Annotated in this window: 19 protein-coding genes; 7 read left to right on the top strand and 12 right to left on the bottom strand. The window is 70.5% G+C overall.

The window, feature by feature from the left end:
- The 3 genes from H512_RS0113345 to H512_RS0113335 all read left to right on the top strand — a co-directional run.
- Nucleotides 1-1,286, top strand: a 1,286-nt coding sequence (locus H512_RS0113345; RefSeq protein WP_026783885.1) for a TadA family conjugal transfer-associated ATPase, incomplete at its 5' end; no start/stop codon positions are given.
- Between the two features lie 46 nt (nucleotides 1,287-1,332).
- Nucleotides 1,333-2,331 (top strand): type II secretion system F family protein, encoded by a 999-nt coding sequence (locus H512_RS0113340; protein ID WP_026783884.1) that lies wholly within the window; start codon nucleotides 1,333-1,335, stop codon nucleotides 2,329-2,331.
- Nucleotides 2,332-2,341: 10 nt separating this feature from the next.
- Nucleotides 2,342-3,316 (top strand): type II secretion system F family protein, encoded by a 975-nt coding sequence (locus H512_RS0113335; RefSeq protein ID WP_036791589.1) that lies wholly within the window; start codon nucleotides 2,342-2,344, stop codon nucleotides 3,314-3,316.
- 68 nt (nucleotides 3,317-3,384) lie between these two features.
- On the opposite strand, the gene upp is transcribed toward H512_RS0113335, so the two are convergent.
- The 10 genes from upp to H512_RS0113285 all read right to left on the bottom strand — a co-directional run bounded on the left by upp (nucleotide 3,385) and on the right by H512_RS0113285 (nucleotide 13,665).
- Nucleotides 3,385-4,011 (bottom strand): uracil phosphoribosyltransferase, encoded by a 627-nt coding sequence (upp, locus tag H512_RS0113330; protein WP_026783882.1) that lies wholly within the window; start codon nucleotides 4,009-4,011, stop codon nucleotides 3,385-3,387.
- A 94-nt stretch (nucleotides 4,012-4,105) separates the two neighbouring features.
- The gene (gene add, locus H512_RS0113325) at nucleotides 4,106-5,092 is read right to left on the bottom strand and encodes an adenosine deaminase (RefSeq protein ID WP_036791586.1); all 987 of its coding nucleotides are present in this window, start codon (nucleotides 5,090-5,092) and stop codon (nucleotides 4,106-4,108) included.
- A gap of 23 nt (nucleotides 5,093-5,115) precedes the next feature.
- Complete coding sequence (locus H512_RS0113320; protein WP_026783880.1) at nucleotides 5,116-6,333, bottom strand: phosphopentomutase; 1,218 nt, start codon at nucleotides 6,331-6,333, stop codon at nucleotides 5,116-5,118.
- 87 nt (nucleotides 6,334-6,420) lie between these two features.
- Entirely contained in the window at nucleotides 6,421-7,737 is a 1,317-nt protein-coding gene (gene deoA, locus H512_RS0113315) for a thymidine phosphorylase (protein WP_026783879.1), read from the bottom strand.
- Complete coding sequence (locus H512_RS0113310; protein ID WP_036791583.1) at nucleotides 7,734-8,555, bottom strand: purine-nucleoside phosphorylase; 822 nt, start codon at nucleotides 8,553-8,555, stop codon at nucleotides 7,734-7,736. Before H512_RS0113310 ends, deoA begins: the two co-directional genes overlap by 4 nt.
- A 6-nt stretch (nucleotides 8,556-8,561) precedes the next feature.
- Nucleotides 8,562-8,978, bottom strand: a complete 417-nt coding sequence (cdd, locus tag H512_RS0113305) for a cytidine deaminase (protein ID WP_026783877.1) — start codon at nucleotides 8,976-8,978, stop codon at nucleotides 8,562-8,564.
- Between the two features lies 1 nt (nucleotide 8,979).
- Nucleotides 8,980-9,948 (bottom strand): ABC transporter permease, encoded by a 969-nt coding sequence (locus H512_RS0113300; RefSeq protein ID WP_026783876.1) that lies wholly within the window; start codon nucleotides 9,946-9,948, stop codon nucleotides 8,980-8,982.
- Between the two features lie 11 nt (nucleotides 9,949-9,959).
- Entirely contained in the window at nucleotides 9,960-11,063 is a 1,104-nt protein-coding gene (locus H512_RS0113295; protein WP_026783875.1) for an ABC transporter permease, read from the bottom strand.
- A 7-nt stretch (nucleotides 11,064-11,070) separates the two neighbouring features.
- Nucleotides 11,071-12,588, bottom strand: coding sequence for an ABC transporter ATP-binding protein (locus H512_RS0113290; protein WP_026783874.1), 1,518 nt, complete (start codon nucleotides 12,586-12,588; stop codon nucleotides 11,071-11,073).
- 81 nt (nucleotides 12,589-12,669) lie between these two features.
- Complete coding sequence (locus H512_RS0113285; protein ID WP_053239846.1) at nucleotides 12,670-13,665, bottom strand: BMP family lipoprotein; 996 nt, start codon at nucleotides 13,663-13,665, stop codon at nucleotides 12,670-12,672.
- Between the two features lie 432 nt (nucleotides 13,666-14,097).
- On the opposite strand from H512_RS0113285, the gene H512_RS23945 reads away from it, so the two are divergent.
- The 3 genes from H512_RS23945 (at nucleotide 14,098) to H512_RS0113270 (ending at nucleotide 17,909) form a co-directional block, all read left to right on the top strand.
- Complete coding sequence (locus H512_RS23945) at nucleotides 14,098-14,544, top strand: methylglyoxal synthase (protein WP_053239845.1); 447 nt, start codon at nucleotides 14,098-14,100, stop codon at nucleotides 14,542-14,544.
- 12 nt (nucleotides 14,545-14,556) lie between these two features.
- Nucleotides 14,557-15,573: a glucokinase gene (gene glk, locus H512_RS0113275; protein WP_026783872.1), complete on the top strand. Its 1,017-nt coding sequence runs from the start codon at nucleotides 14,557-14,559 to the stop codon at nucleotides 15,571-15,573.
- Between the two features lie 95 nt (nucleotides 15,574-15,668).
- Nucleotides 15,669-17,909, top strand: coding sequence for a heavy metal translocating P-type ATPase (locus H512_RS0113270; RefSeq protein WP_053239844.1), 2,241 nt, complete (start codon nucleotides 15,669-15,671; stop codon nucleotides 17,907-17,909).
- Between the two features lie 5 nt (nucleotides 17,910-17,914).
- Here the strand turns inward: H512_RS0113270 and H512_RS0113265 are convergent, their stop codons facing one another.
- Nucleotides 17,915-20,842 carry an AsmA family protein gene (locus H512_RS0113265; protein WP_026783870.1) on the bottom strand — a complete coding sequence of 976 codons (2,928 nt, stop codon included), beginning with the start codon at nucleotides 20,840-20,842 and terminating at the stop codon, nucleotides 17,915-17,917.
- A 215-nt stretch (nucleotides 20,843-21,057) separates the two neighbouring features.
- Between H512_RS0113265 and phaR the strand changes: the two genes are divergently transcribed.
- Nucleotides 21,058-21,588, top strand: a complete 531-nt coding sequence (phaR, locus tag H512_RS0113260) for a polyhydroxyalkanoate synthesis repressor PhaR (protein ID WP_026783869.1) — start codon at nucleotides 21,058-21,060, stop codon at nucleotides 21,586-21,588.
- A 21-nt stretch (nucleotides 21,589-21,609) separates the two neighbouring features.
- Here the strand turns inward: phaR and H512_RS23940 are convergent, their stop codons facing one another.
- Entirely contained in the window at nucleotides 21,610-23,370 is a 1,761-nt protein-coding gene (locus H512_RS23940; protein WP_053239843.1) for an EAL domain-containing protein, read from the bottom strand.
- Between the last annotated feature and the right edge of the window lie 25 nt (nucleotides 23,371-23,395).

Raw genomic sequence — 23,395 nt, 5'->3', positions numbered from 1 at the left:
ACGACACCAAGTCGTCGATCTTCTCGGCGCTGATCGAGACCATCGACCTCAGCCAGCTCGCCAAGCTCGACATCGAGACGGCGCGCGAGGAAATCCGCGACATCGTCGGTGACATCATCTCGCTGAAGGCGGTGGTAATGTCGATCGCCGAGCAGGAGGAACTGCTCGACGACATCTGCAACGACGTGCTCGGCTACGGCCCGCTGGAGCCGCTGCTCGCCCGCGACGACATCGCCGACATCATGGTCAACGGCGCCAATGCCACCTTCATCGAAGTGGCCGGCAAGATGGTCAAGACCGGCGTGCGCTTCCGCGACAATGTGCAGTTGATGAACATCTGCCAGCGCATCGTCAGCCAGATCGGCCGCCGCGTCGACGAGGCGTCGCCGATCTGCGACGCCCGCCTGCCCGACGGCAGCCGCGTCAACGTCATCGCGCCGCCTCTCGCCATCGACGGCCCGACGCTGACCATCCGCAAGTTCAAGAAGGACAAGCTGACGCTGCCGCAGCTCGTCAAGTTCGGCTCGATCACCCCCGAGGGCGCCACCATCCTGGAGATCATCGGCAAGAGCCGCTGCAACGTGCTGGTGTCCGGCGGCACCGGCTCGGGCAAGACGACGCTGCTCAACTGCCTCACCGCCTACATCGAGCCAACCGAGCGCATCATCACCTGCGAGGACGCCGCCGAACTCCAGCTGCAGCAGCCGCATGTCGTGCGCCTGGAAACCCGGCCGCCCAACCTCGAGGGCGAGGGCCAGGTGACCATGCGCGATCTCGTCAAGAACTGCCTGCGCATGCGCCCCGAGCGGATCATCGTCGGCGAAGTGCGCGGACCCGAGGCCTTCGACCTCCTCCAGGCGATGAACACCGGCCACGACGGCTCGATGGGCACGCTGCACGCCAACTCGCCGCGCGAGGCGATCAGCCGCGTCGAATCGATGATCTCCATGGGCGGCTACACGCTGCCGGCCAAGACGGTGCGCGAGATGATCGTCTCGTCGGTCGACGTCGTCATCCAGGCGGCGCGTCTCCGCGACGGCTCGCGCCGCATCACCCACATCACCGAGGTGGTCGGTCTCGAAGGCGACGTGGTGATCACCCAGGATCTGTTCGTCTACGACATCATCGGCGAGGAGAGCGACGGCCGGCTGATCGGCCGCCATCGTTCGACCGGCATCGGCCGGCCGAAGTTCTGGGATCGCGCCCGCTACTACGGCGAGGAGCGGCGTCTCGCCGCCGCCCTCGACGCTTCCGAGGCGCCGGCGCCGACCGGCGCCTACGCCTGATCGCACAAGGCCGCCGGCCCGGCGGCGACACCGGAGAGGCAGCATGCTGTTCGGCATAGATATCAGCGTCCTGGCGATGATGGGCCTCGTCGGCTTCTCGATCGCCGCGCTGCTCTACGGCTTCCTCTACGGCCGCATCGAGCGCGACGCGGCGGTCGAGCGGCGGCGCACGCTGGTGGCGGCACCGGCGCCCGAGGTCGACCGGGCCAAGCCGGCGGCCCCGACCGCCCGTCGCCGCAACGTCCAGGAGACGCTGAAGGACCTGGAGATCAAGCAGAAGCACCGGGCGTCGAAGTCGACCAACCCGCCCCTGCAGCTCCGCCTCCAGCAGGCCGGCCTCAGCCTGCCCATCGGCCGCTTCTATCTCTACAGCGGCCTGACCGGCTTCGTCGTCGCCTTCCTCTGCCTGATCGCCGGCCTGCCGCTGCTCCTGGTGCTCGGCGCCGGCTTCGTCGGCGCCGTCGGCCTGCCGCGCTTCGTCGTCAACTTCAAGCGCAAGCGCCGCCAGGCCGCCTTCGTCGACGAACTCGCCAACGCCGTCGAGGTGATCGTGCGCGGCGTCAAGGCCGGTCTGCCGCTCAACGACTGCCTTCGCACCATCGCCGCCGAGGCCAAGGAACCGGTGAGGAGCGAGTTCCGCGCCGTGGTCGAGGCGATGCAGCTCGGCATGCCGATCGACGAGGCGGTCGGCCGCATGTACGAGCACGTGCCGCTGCCCGAGACCAGCTTCTTCGGCATCGTGCTGTCCATCCAGTCGAAGGCCGGCGGCAACCTCTCCGAGGCGCTCGGTAACCTCGCCAAGGTGCTGCGCGAGCGCAAGAAGATGCGCGCCAAGATCCAGGCGATGAGCATGGAGGCCAAGTCCTCGGCCGGCATCATCGGCTCGCTGCCGTTCATCGTCACCATACTCGTCTACATCACCAGCCCCGACTACATCATGGTGCTGTTCACGGCGCCGATCGGACAGATCGTCCTCGGCGTTTCGCTGCTGTGGATGGCCGTCGGCGTCTTCATCATGAAGCGCATGATCGCTTTCGACTTCTGAGGAGCCGTTCATGGGCGCGATCATCAACATCCTGCGCGATCCGGTGACGCTGATGGCCATCCTGGTGTCGCTGGCCATCTTCGCCACCGTCCTCAGCCTGACCATGCCGCTTCTATCCAGCGACCGCCTGCCGGCCCGCATGAAGGCGGTGGCCGACGAGCGCGAGAAGATCCGCCAGCGCGAACGGGCCCGGCTCGCCGAGGAGGGGCGCGGCTCGCTGCGTGGCAAGGAATCCAAGGCCTACATGCGCAGCCTGGTCGAGAAGCTGTCGCTCAGGAAGGCGCTGCTCGACGACAAGGGCGAGGAGAAGCTGAAGCAGGCCGGCTACCGCAGCGAGGCGGCCACCACCACCTTCCTGTTCGCCCGCTTCGTACTGCCCTTCGGCTTCCTGGCCGTCGCCATCTTCTACGTCTTCGTGGTGCTGAAGATCGATCGCCCCCTGGCCTTCAAGGTCGGCATCTGCCTGGTGATCGCCTATATCGGCTTTTACCTGCCGGTGATCTTCGTCTCCAACGCGCTCCAGAAGCGCCAGCAGTCGATCAAGCGCGCCTTCCCCGATTCCCTCGACCTGTTGCTGATCTGCGTCGAGAGCGGCATGTCGATCGAGATCGCCTTCCGCCGCGTTTCCGAGGAGATCGGCAGCCAGTCGCTGGCGCTGGCCGAGGAACTGAGCCTCACCACCGCCGAGCTGTCCTTCCTGTCCGACCGCCGGCAGGCCTATGAGAATCTCGCCAACCGCACCGGCCTCGACGGCGTCAAGGCGGTGTGTCTGGCGCTGATCCAGTCGGAACGCTACGGCACGCCGCTCGGCCAGACGCTGCGCGTCCTCAGCCAGGAAAACCGCGACATGCGCATGAACGAGGCCGAGAAGAAGGCGGCGGCGCTGCCGCCCAAGCTCACCGTGCCGATGATCGTGTTCTTCCTGCCGGTGCTGTTCGCCGTCATCATGGCGCCGGCAATCATCAAGATCACCTCGATGCACTGAACCGCCCCGAAAACGACAAAGGCCCCGGCCGGCGGCCGGGGCCTCGTCATGCGTGGCGGAAAAATACCTTACTTGGTGCCGTACATGCGGTCGCCGGCGTCGCCGAGGCCGGGCACGATGTAGCCCTTCTCGTTGAGGTGGCTGTCGATGGCCGCCGTGAACACCGGCACATCTGGATGCGCCTCGGTGAAGTGCTTGATGCCCTCGGGCGCGGCCAGCAGGCAGACGAAGCGGATGTCGCGGGCGCCGCGCTCCTTCAGCTTGTCGACGGCGGCGATCGACGAATTGCCGGTGGCCAGCATCGGATCGACGACGATGGTCAGGCGATCGGAGAGATCGGCCGGCGCCTTGAAGTAATATTCCACCGGTTGCAGCGTCTCGTGGTCGCGGTAGATGCCGATATGCGACACGCGGGCGGCCGGCACCAGGTCGAGCATGCCTTCGAGGAGGCCGTTGCCGGCCCTGAGCACCGAGGCGAACACCAGCTTCTTGCCTTCGAGTGTCGGCGCCGACATCAGCTGCATCGGCGTCTCGATCTCCACTTCGGTCAGCGCCAGGTCGCGCGTCACCTCGTAGCAGAGCAGCGTCGAGATTTCCCTGAGCAGCCGCCGGAAACTCGCCGTCGAGGTTTCCTTTTTGCGCATGATGGTCAGCTTGTGCTGCACCAGCGGATGATCGATGACCTTGACGCTCATGGGTTCCTCGCGGGGGATGGACGTTTCGGCGACCATAGAGACTCGGACGCGCCGCCGAAACCGGCAAAAACCCCGATCTCCACGGAATTCCCCCTCACAGCCGGGCGAAGAGCCGCGCCTTCGTCGCCTCGTCGCAGAAGGCATCCTCGATCGCCATGCGGGTGACGCCGGCAAGCTCGGCATCGGAAAGGCCGAACGTGTCGCGTCCCACCCGGTACTCGTGGCCGACCGAGGTCCAGAAGAACGGCGGATCGTCGGAATTGAGCGAATGCCGCACCCCCGCCGCCCGCAGCTTCAGGAGCGGATGGTCGGCGTAGCTGCCGTAGACGCCGAGCGTCACGTTGGACACCGGGCAGATCTCGAGGTGGATGCCCTCGGCGGCGATGCGGCGGACGAGGTCGGCGTTCTCGATCGCCCGGACGCCGTGGCCGATGCGCCTCACCGGCAGCGCGTCGAGCGTCGCCGCGACGCCCTCCCAGGAGCACCATTCGCCGGCGTGGCAGGTGAGCGGCAGCCCGGCCTCGGCGGCCACCTCGAAGGCGGGGCGGAACTCGTGCGGCGCATAGAGCCGTTCCTCGCCGGCCATGCCGAAGCCGACCACCTCCGGCACCAGATTGTTGACCGCCGCCCGCGCCGCCTCGACGCCGCGCTCCGGCCCGTAGTGGCGCTCGATGAGCGGGATCAGCCGGCCGACGATGCCGGCCGCCGCCTCGGCTCGCCGCAGTCCCTCGACGATACCGTCGAGATAGGCGCGGTAGCCGAGGCCGGAGCGGTTGCCGAAGTCGGGCGACACGAAGAACTCGGTGTAGACCGAGCCGGCCGCCGCCGCGTCGAGCTGATAGCTCTCGGCAAGGCCGGCGAAGTCCTCCGGCGTCCGGAACACCGAGGCGGCGAGGTCGTAGGCGGTGAGGAAGGTGGTGAAATCGGTCCAGAGATAGCGGCCCTCGTCGTCGAACAGGCGCGACACGTCCACCCCGTAGCGGTCGGCGTTGCGGCGGACCAGCGCCGGCGCGGCGCCGGCTTCGAGATGGACGTGCAGTTCGGCCTTCGGCACCGGAGGCGCGGCGGTCGGTTCGGTCATGAAATGTCTTTCAAAAGTGTCTGTCAGAGGAGCGAGCGGCCGTGCAAGCCCGGCGCGAGGCCAAGCCAGGCGGCGACGCTCTCGGCCATGTCGGCGAAGCTGTCGGGCCGGCCGGCCGGGCCGGGCCGGACGCCCTTGCCGGCAAACAGCGCCGGCACCCGCTCGCGCGTGTGGTCGCTGCCGCGGAAGGTCGGGTCGCAGCCGTGGTCGGCGGTGATCAGCAGGAGATCGCCGTCGCCCATCGCCGCCTCCACCTCCGGCAGCCGCCGGTCGAAGGCTTCGAGGCAGGCGGCGTAGCCGGCGACGTCGCGGCGGTGGCCGTATTCGGTGTCGAAGTCGACGAGGTTGACGAAGACGAGATCGCCGCCCTCGGCTTCCCGCAGCGCGGCGATGCCGAGGTCGAGATTGCCGTCGTTGGACTTGCCCTTGCGGGTGATGGTGACGTTCTGGTGGGCGAAGATGTCGCCGATCTTGCCGATGCCGAACACCTTGTGCCCGGCCGCCTCGACGCGGGTGAGCAGCGTCGGCTCGGGCGGCGGCACGGCATAGTCGCGCCGGTTGGCGGTGCGCTTGAAGGTGTCCTTCGTCTCGCCGACGAAGGGCCGGGCGATCACCCGGCCGATGCGGTAGGGGTCGACCAGCCGGCGGGCGATCTCGCAGTCGGCCAGCAGCTTGTCGAGGCCGAAATGCGTCTCGTGGGCGGCGATCTGCATCACCGAATCGGCCGAGGTGTAGACGATCGGCTTGCCGGTGCGGATGTGCTCCTCACCGAAGCGGGCGATCACCTCGGTGCCCGAGGCGTGGCAGTTGGCGAGGATGCCGGGCACGCCGGTCTCGCGCACGTAGGCGTCGATCAGCTCGGCCGGGAAGCTCGGCGGCTCCGGCGGGAAATAGCCCCACTCGAAGGGCACCGGCACGCCGGCGATCTCCCAGTGGCCGGACGGCGTGTCCTTGCCGCTCGACTGCTCGGCCGGCGCGGCATAGCGGCCCTCCGCCGTCTCGCGCGAAAAACCGGCCGGCCGGACGCCGGTGGCCAGCTCGGCGGCGAGACCAAGGCCGAGCCGTTCGAGATTGGGCAGGCTGAGCGGCCCCGACCGCAGCCCGGCCCGGTCGCCCCGGCCGGCCGCGCATTCGGCAGCGATGTGGCCGAGCGTGTCCGATCCCTCGTCGCCGAAGCGGGCGGCGTCCGGCGCGCCGCCGATGCCGAAGCTGTCGAGCACGATGACGATGGCCCGTTTCATGAATCCTCCCCGGCGCCCGCCGGGCGCCTCATCCTGTTCTCGTGAAGCCGGGGCGCGCCGCCGTCCGCGACCGTCCCGGAAAACCCTTCAGCCGCCCAGCCGCTCGATCACCGCCGGGCCGCGCTCCGGCCGGTCGCCCAGCGTGTAGGCGGCGACCAGCGCCGCCGCCGCCGCGTCGGCCGTCGATTCGCTGGCCGCATGCACGAAGCCGAGGGGCCGGTCGGAACCGACGTCGTCACGCAGGCCGGCGAGACCCGAGAAGCCGACGGCCGGATCGATGGCGTCCTGCGGCCGGGTGCGGCCGCCGCCGAGCCCGACCACCGCGACGCCGATCGCCCGCGCGTCGATGGCGGCCACCGTGCCGGCGGCCGGCGGCATCACCGGCCGCACCACCGGCGCCTTGGCGAGATAGGTGTCCGCCTTGTCGACGAAGTCGGCGGGGCCGCCGAGCGCCGTCACCATGCGGCCGAAGATCTCCGCCGCCTTGCCGGAGGTGAAGGCCTCCTCGATGGCGACGCGCGCCTCGGCGACGTCGGGCCTGAGGTCGCCGATCACCAGCATCTCGGCGGCGAGCGCCACCGTCACCTCCCACATGCGCGGGTCGATGCGTTTTCCCGTCAGGAAGTCGACGGCGAGCTGCACTTCGAGCGCGTTGCCGGCCGCCGTGCCGAGCGGCTCGTTCATGTCGGTGATCAGGCCGATGGTCGGCAGGCCGGCGCCGTTGGCAACGCTGACCAGACTGGCCGCCAAGGCCCTTGACTCATCGAGCGTCGCCATGAAGGCGCCCGTGCCGGTCTTGACGTCGAGGACGAGGCCGGTGAGGCCGGCCGCCAGCTTCTTCGACAGGATCGACGCGGTGATCAGGTCGATGCTCTCCACCGTCCCCGTCACGTCGCGGATGGCGTAAACCCGCTTGTCGGCCGGCGCCAGGTCGGCGGTCTGGCCGATGACGGCGCAGCCGACCTCGCGCACCACCTTGCGGAACGTGTCGTTGTCCGGCTGCGTCCTGTAGCCGGGCACGGTGTCGAGCTTGTCGAGCGTGCCGCCGGTGTGGCCGAGGCCGCGGCCGGAGATCATCGGCACGAAGCCGCCGCAGGCGGCGACGGCCGGCGCCAGCATCAGCGACACGGTGTCGCCGATGCCGCCGGTCGAATGCTTGTCGAGCGCCGGCCCCGGCAGGTCGGACCAGTCGAGCACGGTGCCCGAATCGCGCATCGCCAGCGTCAGCGCCACCCGCTCGTCGGTGGTCATGCCGCGGAAGAAGGTGGCCATGGCGAAGGCCGCCACCTGCCCCTCGGTGACCGAGCCGGCCGTCAGGCCCTCGACCATGAAGGCGATCTCGTCGCGGGAAAGCGCGGCGCCGTCGCGCTTCCTGCGGATGATCTCCTGCGGCAGGAAGCTCATGATGCGGCCCCGTAGGCGGCGATCACCCGCGGCAGGATGCGGCGGAGCTTCTCCGCCCCCTTCGGCGCCGCCTCCTTCACCTCCTCGTGGCTCAGCTCCTGGTCGGTCAGGCCGGCGGCCGGGTTGGTGACGGTGGAGACGGCGGCCACTTCAAGGCCCATGTAGCGGGCGAGGATCACCTCCGGCACCGTCGACATGCCCACCGCGTCGCCGCCGAGGATCTTGGCGGCGCGGATCTCGGCCGGCGTCTCGAAGGACGGGCCGGTGAACCAGACGTAGACGCCGGCGTGCAGCGTGACGCCCTCGGCGGCGGCGGCCTCGCGGAACAGCGCCTGCAGGCGGAGGTCGTAGGCCTGCGACATGCCGACGAAGCGCTCGTCGCCGAGCGTGCCGACCAGCGGGTTGGAGCCGGTGAAGTTGATGTGGTCGGTGATCAGCATCAGTTCGCCCGGCCCGACTTCGAGGTGCAGGCCGCCGGCGGCATTGGTCAGGATGACGGCGCGGCAGCCGATCAGCTTCAGCACCTCGATCGGCGTCTTCATCACCGCCGCGTCGCCGTGCTCGTAATAATGGCCGCGGCCGGACAGCACCGCCACCGGCTGGCCGGCGAGGCGGCCGATCACCAGCTCGCCCTTGTGGCTCGATACGGTGGAGACCGGGAAGCCCGGCAGCTCGGCGAAGGAAAAGCGGACGGCGTCCTCGACGCTGTCGGCGAACGAGCCGAGGCCGGAGCCGAGCACCATGCCGACGATCGGCCTCAGGTCGGTCTTGCCGGCGATCAGCGCCGCCGCGCGGGCGGCGTTGGAGACTTCGGTCATGATCGTTCACTCCTCCAGAACGAAGCCGGCCGGCAGCAGCTCGGCCATGGTGAAGCGCTGACTGGCGCCATCGGGATCGGCGGCGAACACCTCGGTGTCGGCGCCGGAGAATTCGGCCAGTCGCTGGCGGCAGCCGCCGCAGGGCGTGCAGAAGCGGCCGCCGGCGACGGACGCCGTGTCGATGCGCGCGGCCACCACCACGGCGCGGACGATGCGTCTGCCACCGCCCACCACCATCTGGCCGATGGCCGTCGTCTCGGCGCACCAGCCCTCGGGGAAGGAGGCGTTCTCGACGTTGCAGCCGGCATAGACTTGGCCGTCGTCGGCGAGGAGGGCGGCGCCGACCGCGTAGCGCGAATAGGGCGCGTGGGCCTTCTGCCGCGCCGCGCTGGCGGCGGCGAACAGCGTATCGAAATCGGCCATCTCAGCGCTCCTTGACATAGGGTACGCCGCCCGCCTTGGGCGGCCGGGCGACACCGATGAAGCCGGCGAGCAGCACGCAGGTCAAGACGTAGGGCAGCGCCTGGAAGATCTGCACCGGCACCTCGCCGATGCCCGGCACGCTCTTGCCCTGCATGAAGTTGGCGAAGGCGTCGAGGAAGCCGAACAGCAGGCAGGCCAGCATCACCGGCACCGGCCGCCACTTGGCGAAGATCAGCGCGGCGAGGGCGATGAAGCCCTTGCCGGCCGACATGTCTTTGACGAAACCGGCCGACTGGGCGACGGACAGATAGGTGCCGGCGCAGCCGCACAGGATGCCGGCGCAGATGGTCGCCCGGTAGCGCAGGAAGGTGACCGAGATGCCCGCCGTGTCGACGGCGCCGGGATTCTCGCCGACCGCCCTGAGGCGCAGGCCGAAGCGGGTGCGGTAGAGCACCCACCAGGAGGCCGGCACGGCGAGGAAGGCGAGATAGGTCAGGATGTTGTGGCCGGAGATGACGTTGGCGTAGAAGCGGCCGAGGATGCCGCTGTCCCTGAGTTCGTTGGCGTAGGGAAAGACGATCTCGGTGAAGCGGGCGGTGGCGGCGAGCGGCGGCGTCCGCCCGCCCTGGCTGAACCAGGCCTGCCCCAGGACGGCGGTGAGGCCGGAGGCCAGGAAGTTGATGGCGACGCCGGAGACGATCTGGTTGCCGCGGTTGGTGATCGCCGCAAAGCCGTGGATCAGCGAGATCAGCACCGACACCGTGATGCCGGCCAGAAGGCCGATCCACGGCGAGCCGGTCATGAAGGCGGCGACGGCGGCGGCGAAGGCGGAGAACAGCATCTTGCCTTCGAGGCCGATGTCGAACACGCCCGCCCGCTCGGTGAAGAGGCCGGCCAGCGCGGTGAAGATCAGCGGGATCGACAGGCGGATGGTCGAGCCGAGGATCGAGATCAGGTCGAGGTTTTCCATTGACGCGCTCCTCAGGCCTTGCCGAGCCGCTGCCAGATCCGGACGATGGCCGGCCGGAACATGTATTCGAGGGCGCCGGCGAACAGCACCACCAGACCCTGGATGACGACGATCATGTCGCGGGTGATCTTCGGCATGTCGAAGCTCAGCGCGTCGCCGCCCTGGTAGAGCACGCCGAACAGGATGGCGGCGAGCACGATGCCGACCGGATGCGACCGCCCCATCAGCGACACGGCGATGCCGACGAAGCCGGCGCCGCCGACGAACTCCACCTGCAGGCGGGCCGAGGCGCCGAGCACCGGGTTGAGCGCCATCATGCCGGCGAGGCCGCCGGAGATCAGCATGGTGATGATCACCGTCTTGACATAGGGGATGCCGGCGTAGACGGCGGCGGTCGGGCTGGCGCCGAGCGTGCGGATCTCGTAGCCGAGCTTGGTCCGCCAGATCAGCAGCCAGACGGCCACGCACATGACGAGCGCGATCAGGAACGAGACGTTGAACGGCGCCGCCCCGAGCTTGCCGCCGAACAGCGCGATCAGCCAGTCGAGCTTGGGCAACTGGCCGCCGGGCAGGAAGACGCGGGTTTCCGGCGCCATCTTGCCCGGCACGATCAGCACGTGGACCAGGAGATAGACCATCAGCGCCGCGCCGATGAAGTTGAACATGATCGTCGTGATGACGATGTGGCTGCCGCGCTTGGCCTGCAGCCAGGCCGGGATCAGCGCCCAGGCGGCGCCGAAGATCGCCGCGCCGGCCACCGCGAAGGGCATGGTCACGTACCAGGGCACGTAGTGGTCGAGGGCGAGCGCGGCGAGCGCCGCGCCGAGGCCGCCGACATAGGCCTGACCTTCGGAGCCGATGTTGAACAGGCCGGCGTGGTAGGCGACGGCGACCGAGAGGCCGGTGAAGATGAAGTTGGTGGCGTAATAGAGCGTGAAGCCGATGCCCTCGCCGTTGCCGAGCGCCCCTTGCAGCAGCAGCGTCACGGCGTCGAGCGGGCTCTCGCCGATGATCCAGACGACGACGCCGGAGATCAGGAAGGCCACCACGAGGTTGAGGAACGGCATCAGGCCGTAGGTGATCCAGTTGGGAAGCGGTACGGACGCGGTGCTCATCTCGGCCTCACGCGGCAATGCCGGCCATCATCAGGCCGAGGGTCTGTTCGCCGGTGTCCGGCGTCTTCTCACCGACGATGTGGCCGGCGAACATCACGAGGATGCGGTCGGACAGCGAGCGGATCTCGTCGAGTTCCACCGACACCAGCAGCACCGCCTTGTCGGCGTCGCGCATGGCGATCAGCCGGCGGTGGATGAACTCGATGGCGCCGATGTCGACGCCGCGCGTCGGCTGGCCGACCACCAGGAGCGCCGGGTCGCGCTCGATCTCGCGGGCGACGACGATCTTCTGCTGGTTGCCGCCGGAGAAGTTGGCGGTCTTCAGCCGGCAGTTGGGCGGCCGGATGTCGTATTTCTCGATCTTCGCCTTGGCGTCGTCGCGGCAGGCGTCGAGGTCGAGCAGCGGGCCGCGGCCATAGCGCTCGTCGCGATGGTAGCCGAGCACCGAGTTCTCGCTCTCCTCGAAATTCAGGACGAGGCCCATGTGGTGGCGGTCCTCGGGGATGTGGCCGAGGCCAAGCGCCCTGAGGCGGGCGGCGTCGAAGCCGGCCACCGGCTGACCGTGGATCAGAATCTCGCCCGAGGCCGGCTTGCGGATGCCGGTGATCGCCTCAAGCAGCTCCGACTGGCCGTTGCCGGCGACGCCGGCGATGCCGACCACCTCGCCCGCCCGGACGTCGAAGGAGACGTTGTCGACCATGGTGACGCCGCGGCCGTCCTTGACGGTGAGATTCCTGACCGACAGCACGACCTCCTTCGGCGCCGCCGGCCCCTTGTCGACGCGCAAGAGCACGCGGCGGCCGACCATCAGCTCGGCCAGCTCCTCCACCGTCGTCTCGGCGGTCCGCCGCGTCGCCACCATCTCGCCGCGCCGCATCACCGACACGGTGTCGGTGATCGCCATGATTTCACGCAGCTTGTGGGTGATCAGCAGGATGGTCTTGCCCTGGTCGCGCAGCACGCCGAGGATGCGGAACAGATGATCGGCCTCGGCCGGCGTCAGCACGCCGGTCGGCTCGTCGAGGATCAGGATCTCGGCGCCGCGATAGAGCGCCTTCAGGATCTCGACGCGCTGCTGCAATCCGACCGGCAGTTCCTCGATGATGGCGTCGGGATCGACTTCGAGGCCGTAGTCGGCTTCGAGCCGCTTCAGCGCCGCCCGCGCCCCGGTGACGCCCTTGCCGAGCAGCGCGCCGCCCTCGACGCCGAGGATGACGTTCTCCAGCACCGAGAAGTTCTCGACCAGCATGAAGTGCTGGTGGACCATGCCGATGCCGGCCGAGATCGCCGCCTGGCTGTCGTGGATGACGGTGTCCTTGCCGTTGATGCGGATCGATCCGGCGTCGGCGTGATAGAAGCCGTAGAGGATCGACATCAGCGTCGACTTGCCGGCGCCGTTCTCGCCGATGATGCCGTGGATCGAGCCCTTGGCGACGGTGAGATGGATGTTCCTGTTGGCGTGGACGGCGCCGAATTTCTTGTCGATGCCATTGAGTTCGATGGCGGGCGTCGGGGATGGGCTCACGGCTTCATGGCTCCGGATACGAAAAAGGGCGCAAGGCGAGCCCGAACACCGGCCAAGCCTTGCGCCCTCGTCAGTGGGGCATCACTTCGGGCAGGAGTTGTCCGTCATGTAGTCGTGCACCTTGACCGCGCCGGAGACGATATCGGTCTTGGCCTTCTCGACCGCCGCCAGGATCTCCGGGGTGATCAGCGGCTTGTTGTTGTCGTCATAAGCCCAGGAGACGCCGTCTTCCTTGATGCCGAGCGCCTGCACGCCGGGGGTGAACTTGTCGTTCTTGACGTCGGAGAAGGCGTTGTAGACGGCGAGATCGACGCGCTTGACCATCGAGGTCAGCACCGAGCCCGGATGCAGGTAGTTCTGGTTCGAATCGACGCCGATCGAATACTTGCCCTGGTCGGCGGCCGTCTGCAGCACGCCGATGCCGGAGGCGCCAGCCGCCGCGTAGACAACGTCGACGCCCTGGTCGATCTGCCCCTTGGCCAGCTCGCCGCCGCGCACCGGATCGCTCCAGGCGGCGCCGGTGGTGCCGATCCAGTTCTGCAGCACGTCGGCCTTGGGATTGGCGGCGCGGGCGCCCTGCTCGTAGCCGCATTCGAACTTGCGGATCAGCGGAATGTCCATGCCGCCGACGAAGCCGACCTTGCCCGTCTTGGAGAACAGGCCGGCCACGGTGCCGACCAGGAAGGAGCCTTCCTCTTCCTTGTAGACCACCGAGCGGACGTTCGGCTTGTCGACCACGGCGTCGACGATGACGAACTGGGTGTCGGGGAACTCGGCCGCCACCTTCTCGATGGCCGAAGTCCAGGCGAACGACACGCCGACCACCGGGTTGAAGCCCTTGGAGGCGAAGTTGCGGATCGCCTGCTCGCCCTGGGTGTCGCCGGTCGGCTCGAAGTCGCGATAGTCGATGCCGGTCTCGGCCTTGAACTTCTCGGCGCCGGTGTAGGCCGCCTCGTTGAACGACTTGTCGAACCTGCCACCGGTTCCGTAGACGAGCGCCGGCTTGATGTCGGCCGCCATGGCCGTGCTGGACAGCGCGGCTGCGAAGAAGGTAGCGCCGATCAGTTTGTTGATCATCGTGTTCCTCACCCCTTTTGGAAGGAGCCCCCGTTCGGGCTGGTCGGCGGAGGAAATCCGGTTGAAAACGCCCCTCCCCCGAGTGGCGCATACTAAGCACGCTTTCCGCCGGTTTGCATCGCCTTTCTTCAGTTTTTGACCAAATGGACAATATTGTCGAATGCTGCTTTCGGCTATGTCGGACGGCACCGGGCAAAGCGCCGGCAAACGCGGAATCGCGCCCTTGGAACGCCGCGGCCGAGCGCCGCGCAAGGCTGCCGGCGGCCAGGGCGAACCACCCCCTTACGTATTTGCCCCGATCGGGACGGCGTTCCGGCGACCCTCGCCGCGCCGCCGGGCGAAATTTCCGAGGAGCGCGCAGCAAAATCGATACCGTTTCAGGGGGAAAGGCGCTAAGAGCGTGCCGATCGAGTTCCAGTCGTCAAGGATGCGATGACCGTACGCACCGACACCGCCGCAGCCGCCGTCCCGGCCATCGCGCTCGTCGCCCATGATGCCAAGAAGGACGAGATGGTCGCCTTCGCCCGCGCCCACGAGGCGCGGCTCGCCGCCTTCCGCCTGTTCGCCACCGGCACCACCGGCAGCCGCATCCGCGGCGCCTGCCCGACGCTCGACGTCACCTGCCTGAAGAGCGGCCCGCTCGGCGGCGACCAGCAGATCGGCGCCATGATCGCCGAGGGCCGGCTCGGCGGCCTCATCTTCTTCATCGATCCGCTGTCGCCCATGCCGCACGACGTCGACGTCAAGGCGCTGACCCGCCTGTCCGTCGTCTACAACATTCCGATGGCTCTCAACCGTTCGACGGCGGAGTTCCTGATCCGCGCCGGCGGTTTCGCCCGCCCCGCCGCCGTTTCCGCCGCCCCTGTTCCCTCCGACTGAGCGAAGATCACGATGTCCCAGAGCGTCCCCAGCGTCGTCACCTTTCCGGTCCTGTTCGCCGACATCGGCGGCACCAACGCCCGATTCGCGCTTCTCACCGATCCCGACGCCGACATCCGGCACTTCGACACCGTCGAGACGCGGCTGTTCCCGACCATCGGCGATGCCATAGAGAGCGCGGTGATCGACGCCGGCGCGCCGCAGCCAAGCTCGCTGGTCTTCGCGCTGGCCGGGCCGATCGGCGAGGAGAGCACTCAGCTCACCAACTGCCCCTGGGTGGTGACGCCCAAGGAACTGGTCGAGCGCTTCGGGCTCGACCACGTCATCCTGTTCAACGACTTCGAGGCGCTCGGCCTGTCGCTGCCCGGCCTCAAGGCGAGGGATCTGGTCGCCGTCGGCGGCGCCCTGCCGCAGGCGCGCGGCACCAAGGTGGTGATCGGCCCCGGCACCGGCCTCGGCGCCGCCGGCCTCGTCGACGCCGCCGGCCTCTGGGTGCCGGTGCCCGGCGAGGGCGGGCACATCGACCTCGCGCCGGTCACCGCCCGCGACTACGCCATCTGGCCGCACATCGAGCGGGCCGGCGGCCGCGTCACCGGCGAGACCATCATCTGCGGCTCCGGCCTCCTTCGCCTCTACAAGGCGGTGGCCGCCGCCAACAAGTCGCTCGCCGCCTGCGATACGCCGGCCGCCGTCACCGCCGCCGCCGAGGCCGGCGATCCCCTGGCCGTCGAAACCGTCGCCCTGTTCGCCGAACATCTCGGCCGCATCGCCGGCAACCTCGCGCTCACCTTCCTCGCTCACGGCGGCGTCTATCTGGCCGGTGGCATCGCCCCCCGTCTCGTCAAGGTGCTGCAGCAGGGCGGCTTCCGCGCCGCCTTCGAGGACAAGTATCCGCATCAGGCGCTGATGGCCGGCCTGCCGACGGCGATCATCGTCCACGACCGGCCGGCCCTCGCCGGCCTCGTCGACTTCGCCCGCCGGCCGGACACCTTCGGCCTGCGCCTCGACGGCCGGCACTGGCGCGCCTGACGCGCCGGACACGTGCCGGATAGTTGAACGATGAAGTGAACATGGACGGGGCGGCCGGCAGCCACCATCTGCTATAGCGAGTGCAGAGGTGTGTGATGACCAGTTCCGCTGAAAGCTCCGTCCGTTCCTTCGATATCCGCGGCATGACCTGCGCCGCCTGCTCCGCCCGCCTCGAACGCGTGCTGAAGAAGACGCCCGGCATCCTCGATGCCCGCGTCAACCTGGCGCTGGAGCGGGCCGACGTGGCCGTCGAGCCGGCGGTGACGCCCGAGACGATCGCCGCCGCCGTCGACCGGGCCGGCTTCTCGGCGACGCTGCGCTCCGACGACCCCGTCGTCGCCCGCGCCGAACGCGAGGCGCGCGAGGCCGAGGCCACCGCCGCCCGCCGCCGCACCGGCCGGCTGCTCGCCGTCTCGGCCCTGCTCACCGCTCCCTTCATCGTCGCGATGATCGCCATGATGGCCGGCTTCGGACATATCCTGCCGGCTTACCTGCAGCTGGTGCTGGCCACCGCCGTGCAGGTGCTGGCCGGCCGCCGCTTCTATCGCGGCGCCTGGAACGCGCTGAGGGGCGGCGGCGCCAACATGGACGTGCTGGTGTCGCTCGGCACCACCGCCGCCTGGGGCTTCTCGGTCTACCAGATGGCGACGGTCCACCACATGGTGGAGGAGCATCTCTATTTCGAGGCGTCGGCCGTGGTGCTGACGCTGGTGCTGCTCGGCAAGTTCCTCGAGGAGCGTGCCAAGGCGTCCACCACCCGCGCCGTGCGCTCGCTGATGGCGCTGCGCCCGGAGACGGCGACCCAGCTGGCCGAGGACGGCAGTTACCAAACCGTGCCGGTGACGCGCCTGTTGCCCGGCGACCGCGTGCTGGTCCGCCCCGGCGAGCGCGTGCCGGTCGACGGCGTCATCCTCACCGGCGAGAGCCATTTCGACGAGGCGGTGATCACCGGCGAGAGCCTGCCGGTGCTGCGGGCGGTCGGCGGGCCGGTGGTGACCGGCGCCGTCAACGGCGAGGGCGCCGTCACCGTCGAGGTCGGTGCCGTCGGCGAGGACTCGACGCTCGGCCGCATCACCCGCCTGGTCGAGAACGCGCAGTCCGGCAAGGCGCCGGTGCAGCGCCTCGTCGACCGCGTGTCGGCGATCTTCGTGCCGGTGGTGGTCGCCGTCGCCGTCCTCGCCTTCGCTCTGTGGCTGGCCTTCGGCGGCGGCCTCGAGCAGGCGCTGGCCGCCGCCGTCGCCGTGCTGGTGATCGCCTGCCCCTGCGCCCTCGGCCTCGCCACGCCGACCGCCCTGGTCGCCGGCACCGGCGCTGCCGCCCGCGCCGGCATCCTGATCAAGGATATCGAGGTGCTGGAGCGCGCCGCCCATGTCGGCACCGTGGTGTTCGACAAGACCGGCACGCTGACCGCCGGTCGTCCCGAGTTGCAGGCGCTGGTCGCCTCGGACGGCGTCGATCCGGCCCGCCTGCTGGCGCTCGCCGCCGGCGCCCAGACCGGCTCCGAGCATCCGCTGGCCCGCGCCACGCTCGACCGCGCGACGCGGGACGGCGTCGCGCCGCTTGCCGCCGAGGACGTCAGGGCGGTGCCCGGCAAGGGCCTGTCCGCCCGCGTCGACGGCGAGACGGTGCTGATCGGCACCGCCGCGCTGCTCGACGAGCATGGCATCGATCACGCCGACCTCGACAAGGCCGGCCTCGGCCGCCTCGGGCCGGAGATGACGCTCGCCTACGTGACGGCCGGCGACCGGGCCATCGGCCTGTTCGGCTATGCCGACGCCCTGCGGCCGGAAGCCCCGGCCGCCGTTGCCGAGCTGGGCCGGCGCGGCATCCGCACGCTGCTCTTGACCGGCGACCGGCCGGCCGCCGCCCGCGCCATCGCCGGCGCCGCCGGCCTCGACGACTGGCGGGCCGACGTGCTGCCCGAGGGCAAGGCGGCCGAGGTCGAGGCTCTGCGCGCCGCCGGCCGCCGCCTCGCCATGGTCGGCGACGGCGTCAACGACGCGCCGGCGCTGGCCGCCGCCGACGTCGGCGTCGCCATGGGCTCGGGCACCGACGTCGCCATGGAGACGGCTGGAATCACGCTGATGCGCCCCGACCCGCGCCTCGTCGGCGCCGCGCTCGACATCGCCGCCGCCACCTCGCGCAAGATCCGGCAGAACCTGTTCTGGGCCTTCGTCTACAACGTGATCGGCATTCCGCTCGCCGCCTTCGGCCTGCTGACGCCGGCGCTGGCCGGCGCCGCCATGGCCATGAGTTCGGTGTCGGTGGTGACCAACGCCGGCCTGCTCACCCGCTGGGCGCCCAAGCTGCCGCCGGTCGCCATGCCGAAGGACTGACGCTCTCAGGGAATGCAGCGGCCGTCGCGTCCCGGCTGGCAGGCGCCTGACGGCGTTCTCGCCGGCACGATGTCGCCCGGCGAGCGGCCCAGCGCGCCGAGATCGAGCGGCCCGTCGGCCAGCGCCGGCGGCGGAGCGGCGGGGCGGCGCGGCGCGGCAACCCGCCCGGCCGGACGAAGCGGCGGCAACGGCGCCGCCACGGCCGGTTCGGCCGGCGTTTCCTCCTGAGGTTCCGTCGGCCTGGCCGACGCTCCCACGGGCGTTGCCGCCGGCTTGGCCGGGGCGGTCAGCGTGTCGATCATCGAGGTCACGGCGTCCGGCCTGACCGCTTCGAGCGCCGGTGCCGCGCCCGTCCGGAGACGCGAGAAGCCGCCCGTCATCGCGGCAAGCCGCGCGTATCCCACCGTGGGGTCGTCGATGAGGCCGGGCAGGTCGGGATAAAGGCGCGGCGCGGCGAGCGGCCCCTTGACCGCCACCGGCGCCTCGAAATCCGGATAGCCCTTCAATTGCGGCTTCAGCTTCAGGTCGAGGACGCCGTCCGTAAAACGCAGGCTGCCGGCGCCCGACAGTTGGAGATCGCCGGCCGAGAAGGCCAGATCGCCGCTCCGGATGGTGCCCGCCGCCAGAGCGAGCTGGCCGGCCAGCCGGTCGAAGGCGACGCGCCGCGGATCGGACCCGAAGCCGGTCTGCACGCTCCGGGCCAGCCGGCCGAGCAACGCCACCGGATCGAGGCCGTCGAGCACACCGCGCGACAGGGTGAGGTCGGCGCTGCCGCCGGCCGAGGCGAGGAGTTCGGCAGCGGTGGTCCCTGTCGCATTGACGTCGGCCGCCAGCGTCAGCTCACCATCGGCGCGACTGCCGATCAGCGGCGCCAGACTGGTGAGCCGCGTGCCGTCGATTTTCCCCTTCAGCGCGAAAGCCGGCCGCTCGCCGTTGGTGACGCGCAGCGTCGCCGCGCCGCTGCCGCCGCCGAGCGACAGCCTGTCGAGGCCGATTTCGGCGCCCTTGTCGTCGATCCGGAGATCGACCGGCCCGCCGGCCGCCGCCACCGGTCCGGCGGCGATGCGGGCCGCCTCGATGCCAAGATCGGCGTCGATGCCGCGTGCCAGGCTGCCGAGCCGCGCCAGCGCGCCGGCCAGCGCCGCCACGTCGACCGTGTCGCCGCTCAGCCGGCCGGCCAGATGGGGGCGGTCGCCAGCGGTCGTCAGATCGAGCACGCCGGCAAAGGCGGCGTCGCCGAGCATCAGCCGGGCGCCGCTGAGGGCAAGGCGGCCGATGCCCGCCTCGAGACGGCCATCCAGCGAGGCGCTGTCGGTCAGGCCGGTGACGCCGGCGAGTGCCGACAGGCGGCGGCTGGTCAACGAGAGAGTGCCCTCGGCCGTGACGGCAATGGGATCGACGCCGCCGTCGAAGGCGGCGGACAGCGTCGCGCCGTCGACATGCAGCACCACCGGCGCCGCACCGCCGTCGAACAGCCGTCGCGGCGTCACCGCGGCGTCCAGCGTCACGGCGCCGGACGGCGCCATTCCCCGGCCGCTCAGCCGGGCCGGCTCGTCCAGGCCGGACAGCGTCAGGTCGGCGGCCAGCCGGGTCAGTGCCGGCAGTTCGAGGCCCATCAGCGGCAGCGCGGCCAGGCGGCCGTCGCGCAGCGTGGCGGCACCGTCGGCCGCCAGCGTCGCCGCCAGCTCCTCCGCCGACCGGCCGCGCGCCGACAGACGGAGATCGGCCGATATCCGGCCGGCCAGCGGCGTGGCGGCGCCGGCCAGCGCCGCCACGTCGCGCAGGGCGATTTCCTTGGCGACCAGGGTGCCGCCGAGCCGCCGGCCGCCGGCATCGGGCACCAGATCGATCCGGCCCGACAGGCTGCCATTGCCGAGCGCCGCGCCGTCGAGCACCGCGCCGAAGCGGCCGTCGCGGCCGACCGCCGTCAGGCGGACGTCGCGGACGCCGCCACCGGGAAAGGCCAGCTCGGCAAGCTTCAGGTCGAGGCCGGCATCGATGGGCGCGGCCCCGGCCGCCGGATCGAAGCCGAGACCGGCGGCAAGGCGGGCGAGCGCTGCGAGGCCATCGACGGGCAGGCGCTTGAAGGCGGCATGGAGATCGACGGCGGCGCGCGGCGCCGTCAGGTCGAGGGCGGCCGACAGCCGGCCGGTGCCGCCGAGAAGGGTGGCGTCGGCATCCACCAGCTCGACGCGGCCGGGCGTCAGGATGGCGGCGCCGGCGACGCGCGCCGGGCCGGACGCCGCGACATCCGGCGCCGACAGCGTCAGGCGGCCGGCGAATGCGCCGTTCGTCAGGCCACCGTCGAGGTCGAGGCCGCCGGCCGGCGCGGCCAGCCGCAGGCGGACGGCACCGGTGGCGCCGGTCTCCAGGATCAGCGACAGCGGCGTGCCGGACAGTGCCGCGCCGATGGCCAGCCGGTCGCCGTCGGTGGTCCGCAGCGCCGACGCCGTGACATCGTCGAGGCGCCAGTCGCGGCCGTCGGCGGATAGCTCCAACCGTCCGCCGGTCGCCGCGAAACGCCGCGTCGCCGCCCTGCCGGCGAGGCCGGTCAAAGTGGCGACCGCCTTGGCCGGATCGAGGTCGCCGCCCCGGAGAGTCAGGCGCAGCACCGGCTGCTCCACCGCCACGCCGGACAGTTCGGCGGAACCGGACAGGAAGGGCAGCGTCCGGAGGGAGAGCACCAGCCGGTCGGCGCGCGCCTCGCCGAGGCCGTCGGGCAACTCGATCCTGACGTCGCTGGCGACGACGCGCGGCGTCGGCAAGAGATCGAGATCGACGGTGCCGGCGCTGACCGCCGTGCCGGTGTCGGCCTCGAAGGCGGCGATGGCCGGCGCCATGAACTTGTCGAGCGGAAACACCGGCGCCATCGCCAGGCGGAGAACCAGGACGACCAGCACCAGCCCCGACAAGGCCGTCACAACGCGAAGCATGCCGATCCCCCGAACCTCGTCGGCGCGCGCCGCGCCTTTCCCCCGGCTCCGGCGCAAGGCACCACAATACCAGTCCTTTCGACGTTTGGAACCCTTGCGCCCTTAGCCGATGGGAGAAGCCTTTCCCGCAGCGCAAAAGGCTTGGCCGCGGCACATCATTGCTTTTATGGTGGCGGTGCCGCGTGGGCGACGCGGCGCGTCGAGGGAAGCGCTCCATGTCGAAGATGCGGCAGAGCACCGTCATCCGGAAGTATGCCAATCGGCGGCTCTACGACACCGGCAGTTCCAGCTACGTGACGCTGCAGGACCTTGCCGCCATGGTGCGCGCCGACGTCGACTTCGTGGTGATCGATGCCAAGAGCGACGACGACATCACCCACGAGGTGCTGACCCAGATCATCCTCGAGGAGGAGACGCGCGGGCCGCATCTCCTGCCGGTCAATTTCCTGCGCCAGCTGATCCGCTTCTACGGCGACGAGTTGCAGGCCATGGTGCCGGCCTTCCTCGAATACTCCATCGGCCAGTTCGCCCGCGAGCAGGGCAAGATGCGCGGCATCGCCAGCGAGGCGCTCGGCGAGAAGCTGGGCGAGCAGGCCCGTCTCAACGCCGAATCCTTCGAGCGGGCGGTGCGCGCCGCCCTGCCCGGCGAGGCGCCGGAACCGGAAAGCCGCGCCGCCGACATCGACGCGCTGCGCGGCGAGCTGGAGGCCATGCGGCGGCGGCTCGACCGTCTCGCACCCGAATGACGCCCCAGGGAACGATGATCTTCAGGCCGGCGCCACGACGAGCGCCCCCCTGAGCCAGCCGCCGTCCGCCGGCTCGTCGAGGTCGTCGAGCAGGCTCGGCTCCGGCCCCACCCGGAGGCGTGCCTCGCCGATCAGCCGGCCCTGGAAGGCGGAGATGCCGAGATCGGCCAGCAGCGCCGCCGACGCCTCGTCCTGCACGAACTCGGCGACGGTGCGGATGCCGAAGTGGGCGGCCAGCGTCGAGAGCGCGCGCACGAACACCACGGCATCGCCGTCGCGGCCGATGTCGCGGATGAAGGCGCCGTCGATCTTCAGCCAGTCCGGCTTGAGGTCGCGCAGCATCCTGAGCGAGGTGTGGCCGGAGCCGAAGTCGTCGATGGCGATGCGGCAGCCGATGTCGCGCACCGTCGCCACCATGTGACGGAGGTCGTCGAGGCTGCCGAGCGCCGCCGTCTCGGTGATCTCGATGGTGAGCCGCTTCAAGGCGTCGCCGCCGCGCCGCGCGCCGGCCACCAGCAGCGACAGCCAGGCCGGATCGGCCAGCGTCTCCGGCGACACGTTGACGGAGAGGCGCAGGGCCGGCGAGGCGTGCAGGTCGGCGATCACCAGCGCCAGCGCCCGCATGTCGAGCCGGCGAATCAGGCCGAGCGTCTCGGCCGCCTCGACATAGGGTCCGCCGGAGACGATCTCGCCCGACGGCAGCACCAGCCGCGTCAGCGCCTCGTAGGAGACGATGGCGCGATCGCCGGTCCGGGCGATCGGCTGATAGGCCAGCACGAAGCGATCCTCGGCAAGGCCGCGCTGGATCGCCTCGGCGATCTCGACGTTGCGGCGACGGGCGGCGTCGCGGGCCGCCGACGGCTCGTAGAGGTGGAGATAGCGGTCGATGTCGCGTCGCGCCTCGCCGAGCGCCTCCTCGGCGCGGTTGGCGGCCATGGCGCCGGTGATCGCGTGGTGCGGCAGCATCACCGCGCCGATGGCGATGTCGGCGCGCACGGCGGCGCCGTCGCCGTCGATGGCCCCGTCGCGCACCGCCTCGCGGAAGCGCTCGGCGGCGATGACCAGCGCGTGCTCGTCGCAGTCGTAGAGGATGGCGCCGAACTTGTGGCCGGAGAATGAGCCGAACACGTCGCCCTGCCGCATGCGCCTCAGAATGCGCTCGCCGGCGGCGTCGATCACCCGGTCGCCGGCCTCGTAGCCGAAGTTGGCGTTGATGCGGCCGATATCCAGCACGGCGATGATCAGGAACACCGCCCGGCCGCCCTCGGCCTCCAGCAGCTTCAGCCGGTCGTCGAGGGTTTGCAGCAGTTCGTCGCGGTCGAGACGCCGGTCGGGACCGTAGAGGCGGGCCGGCGCCGCCGTCTCGTTGTCGCGCGGCAGCACGCGCACCGTGCCGCGCGCCCCGAGCGCCGGCCCGCCGGGCGGGCCGAACCAGCGGCCGCTTTCCTCGACGCGCACGCCCTGCGGCTTGCCGCCGCGCGGGCTGAGATCGTAGACGACGCGATAGTCGGGGCCGATGCGGTCGGCGGAGAGCACCGGCGGCGGCGTCGCGGCAAGCCGCAGCGTCGCCGCCTGCGGCCCGATCAGCCGGCCGAGCGCCCGGCCGGACAGCGGCACCTCGTAGACCGGCAGGTCGAGCACCTCGCCGGCGTTGGCCGACCAGTGCAGCCGGTCCTCGGCGTAGTCGTGCTGATAGGCGGCGATGCCAGCCGCCGCCATCGCCGCGCCGACCGCGCCGCCGCCGAGCCCCTGTCCCTCCGCTGGACCGACATCGTCTTCCATCTGCCGCCGTCCTCGCCGTTTTGGA

The sequence above is a fragment of the Pleomorphomonas koreensis DSM 23070 genome (genome assembly GCF_000425185.1).
GTDB classification, from domain to species: domain Bacteria; phylum Pseudomonadota; class Alphaproteobacteria; order Rhizobiales; family Pleomorphomonadaceae; genus Pleomorphomonas; species Pleomorphomonas koreensis.
The sequence above is the reverse complement of the archived record's forward strand: the minus strand, read 5'-3'. Positions and strand labels throughout refer to the sequence as shown.

Excerpts from the sequence above, each read along its gene's own strand:
- H512_RS0113265 (WP_026783870.1), bottom strand. The coding sequence starts at position 20,842 with ATGCTTCGCGTTGTGACGGCCTTGTCGGGGCTGGTGCTGGTCGTCCTG.
- cdd (WP_026783877.1), bottom strand. The coding sequence starts at position 8,978 with ATGGCCGATTTCGATACGCTGTTCGCCGCCGCCAGCGCGGCGCGGCAG.
- H512_RS0113295 (WP_026783875.1), bottom strand. The coding sequence starts at position 11,063 with ATGAGCACCGCGTCCGTACCGCTTCCCAACTGGATCACCTACGGCCTG.
- H512_RS0113270 (WP_053239844.1), top strand. The coding sequence starts at position 15,669 with ATGACCAGTTCCGCTGAAAGCTCCGTCCGTTCCTTCGATATCCGCGGC.
- H512_RS0113335 (WP_036791589.1), top strand. The coding sequence starts at position 2,342 with ATGGGCGCGATCATCAACATCCTGCGCGATCCGGTGACGCTGATGGCC.
- H512_RS0113310 (WP_036791583.1), bottom strand. The coding sequence starts at position 8,555 with ATGACCGAAGTCTCCAACGCCGCCCGCGCGGCGGCGCTGATCGCCGGC.
- add (WP_036791586.1), bottom strand. The coding sequence starts at position 5,092 with ATGACCGAACCGACCGCCGCGCCTCCGGTGCCGAAGGCCGAACTGCAC.
- H512_RS0113320 (WP_026783880.1), bottom strand. The coding sequence starts at position 6,333 with ATGAAACGGGCCATCGTCATCGTGCTCGACAGCTTCGGCATCGGCGGC.
- upp (WP_026783882.1), bottom strand. The coding sequence starts at position 4,011 with ATGAGCGTCAAGGTCATCGATCATCCGCTGGTGCAGCACAAGCTGACC.
- H512_RS23940 (WP_053239843.1), bottom strand. The coding sequence starts at position 23,370 with ATGGAAGACGATGTCGGTCCAGCGGAGGGACAGGGGCTCGGCGGCGGC.
- H512_RS0113300 (WP_026783876.1), bottom strand. The coding sequence starts at position 9,948 with ATGGAAAACCTCGACCTGATCTCGATCCTCGGCTCGACCATCCGCCTG.
- phaR (WP_026783869.1), top strand. The coding sequence starts at position 21,058 with ATGTCGAAGATGCGGCAGAGCACCGTCATCCGGAAGTATGCCAATCGG.
- H512_RS23945 (WP_053239845.1), top strand. The coding sequence starts at position 14,098 with ATGACCGTACGCACCGACACCGCCGCAGCCGCCGTCCCGGCCATCGCG.
- deoA (WP_026783879.1), bottom strand. The coding sequence starts at position 7,737 with ATGAGCTTCCTGCCGCAGGAGATCATCCGCAGGAAGCGCGACGGCGCC.
- glk (WP_026783872.1), top strand. The coding sequence starts at position 14,557 with ATGTCCCAGAGCGTCCCCAGCGTCGTCACCTTTCCGGTCCTGTTCGCC.
- H512_RS0113285 (WP_053239846.1), bottom strand. The coding sequence starts at position 13,665 with ATGATCAACAAACTGATCGGCGCTACCTTCTTCGCAGCCGCGCTGTCC.